Origin of the sequence: Streptococcus hyointestinalis (assembly GCF_041225505.1) — a bacterium.
GTDB lineage: Bacteria > Bacillota > Bacilli > Lactobacillales > Streptococcaceae > Streptococcus > Streptococcus hyointestinalis_B.
On sequence record NZ_JBCLSK010000082.1, the window covers coordinates 1 to 1,835 of the forward strand.

2 protein-coding genes are annotated in these 1,835 nt (G+C 37.0%); both read right to left on the reverse strand.

Translation table 11 applies throughout. From position 1 onward, the window contains the following. A partial coding sequence (locus tag AALA56_RS09970) for a pLS20_p028 family conjugation system transmembrane protein (protein ID WP_369909882.1) occupies positions 1–1,074 on the reverse strand: 1,074 nt, incomplete at its 3' end. A gap of 117 nt (positions 1,075–1,191) precedes the next feature. Continuing rightward, entirely contained in the window at positions 1,192–1,671 is a 480-nt protein-coding gene (locus AALA56_RS09975) for a hypothetical protein (protein ID WP_369909883.1), read from the reverse strand. Between the last annotated feature and the right edge of the window lie 164 nt (positions 1,672–1,835).

The following is a 1,835-nucleotide window of genomic DNA, read 5'->3' on the forward strand; positions in this document are numbered from 1 at the left end:
AGAGTTTGACAAAGAAGTATAGCCTTGAAGCGGTGAAATCATGGCCTCGATAATAATATCAAAGACAGACTTCACTAACTTAACAGACATAGCAAGCAACAAAACAATCAAGATGATGTACTGCATGAACATGGCTATCCAGTTGACGTTATAACGCATGTAGACAGGTTCAAAGGAGTTTAGCTCTCCAACAATTCTATGTTCTGTAATTGATTCAACACCCGTCTGATTAGTGTTAAGTTTATGCAGGAACAAACCTTTTATTCCCTCTTGTTTATCCTCCATTTCTTCCAATAAATCTGAATTTGAAGCACCATAAGTAGCCCCAAAATCAATCCGTGTCGCAAAATCAGAGGTATCCCGTTTATCTGTGCTGTCTGTAATGTTATTAACAGGTGTGGATCCCTCTTTTACTGGTTTAATATAACCGTAATCATCCAGTGGAAAAAGCTCTGTCGAAAAGTCATTGTCAATCAAAACTTTGAGATCCACGACATTATTTTTCATCGGCTGAATCGCTAAAGAAGAGTATTGCTTACTACCATCTGGTGCTTCACTGGATACCGTTTGAACACTCATCGCATCTTGAGCAATAACCGATGAAATGGAAGTTAAAGCTAATGGCAAAACAGACGTTACCATCGTAACAAGCAAGAAATTCGTTATGACTCCCTTGTACTTGACAGGTTTCGTAAAAACACCAGTAATAGCCGAGGCTACCAAAATTAAGGTAAACAGTGTCGTTCCAATGACCTGAAACCAATAAAAGAACTGACCAATAACCGTATGACTATCCCCTAAGTAACCAAAAAGTCCAAAGAGCTTGAACATGTTATTAAAGACATGCTCAAGACTAGCTGTAATTTGGTAAAGCGCCTTGGCAATACCTCCTGGGATATAGGATAAGAACGAGAGAAAGGCTGGAGTAGGGTCTAGATAGTTGCTCCAATACTTGTAAAAAGAAGCCATCTTCTCCGCATTTTCCCCTGTGATATTTCCGTTTGTCTTGCCGTTAATATCTAGAAAACCTTTTTCTAGGGCATTGACCAAGTCCGAATAAGTATCGTATCTCAAAATAAAGGTACCTACTTTCTATTAAGATACCTTCATCATAAGAGATAATCAAAATCTATGCTGTAAGGGGACAAAGTTCAGAAAAGCATCAAAAAAGCCTCGAATGAGGCTTTTCAACTATTTAGCTTTACCTGAGAAATCATAATAACCAAAACTACGCTGGTTACGGCGTAACTCAAAAATGCGAATCTTATTTCCTCCATCGGACAGAGCCACTTGATAAGCTGCCTCCGCATTATCCTTCGTAGGTTTTTTCTTGCGACCAATAATAATTGTAAAATTATCAGTTCCTTTTAGCTCAGATTCTAACTCATCAATAACACGTTGAGTTCCTGAAGGAATCTCCTTTTCAGATAGAACTGAAAAATATTTCATATTTCCATAACTATTGGTAATTGAATTATCTTTTTTATTAAAGGTTAGCACATCATCACCTTCCCTAAATGGGTACTCGTAACCAGGGTTCGCAGAATATCCCGTATAACTATCTTTCAATTCTGTTTTGATAATATCTTGCGCTGATTTTTGACCACAAGCTGCTAATAGGATAAGCGCCAACCCAATCGTCAAAAGCCCACATATCTTCTTTAATTTCATAACACAACCTACTCTCTAATTTTTGTTTTCCTTTATCTTTATCGGCTTTAGTATAGCAGAAATAGCAGTGATAATCAATTGTTATTCCTATTTTTGCGCAACTTATTATATAACTATTTGCACATCTTATTAAATAACATCATCCACAAATAACCCTGTCTCAT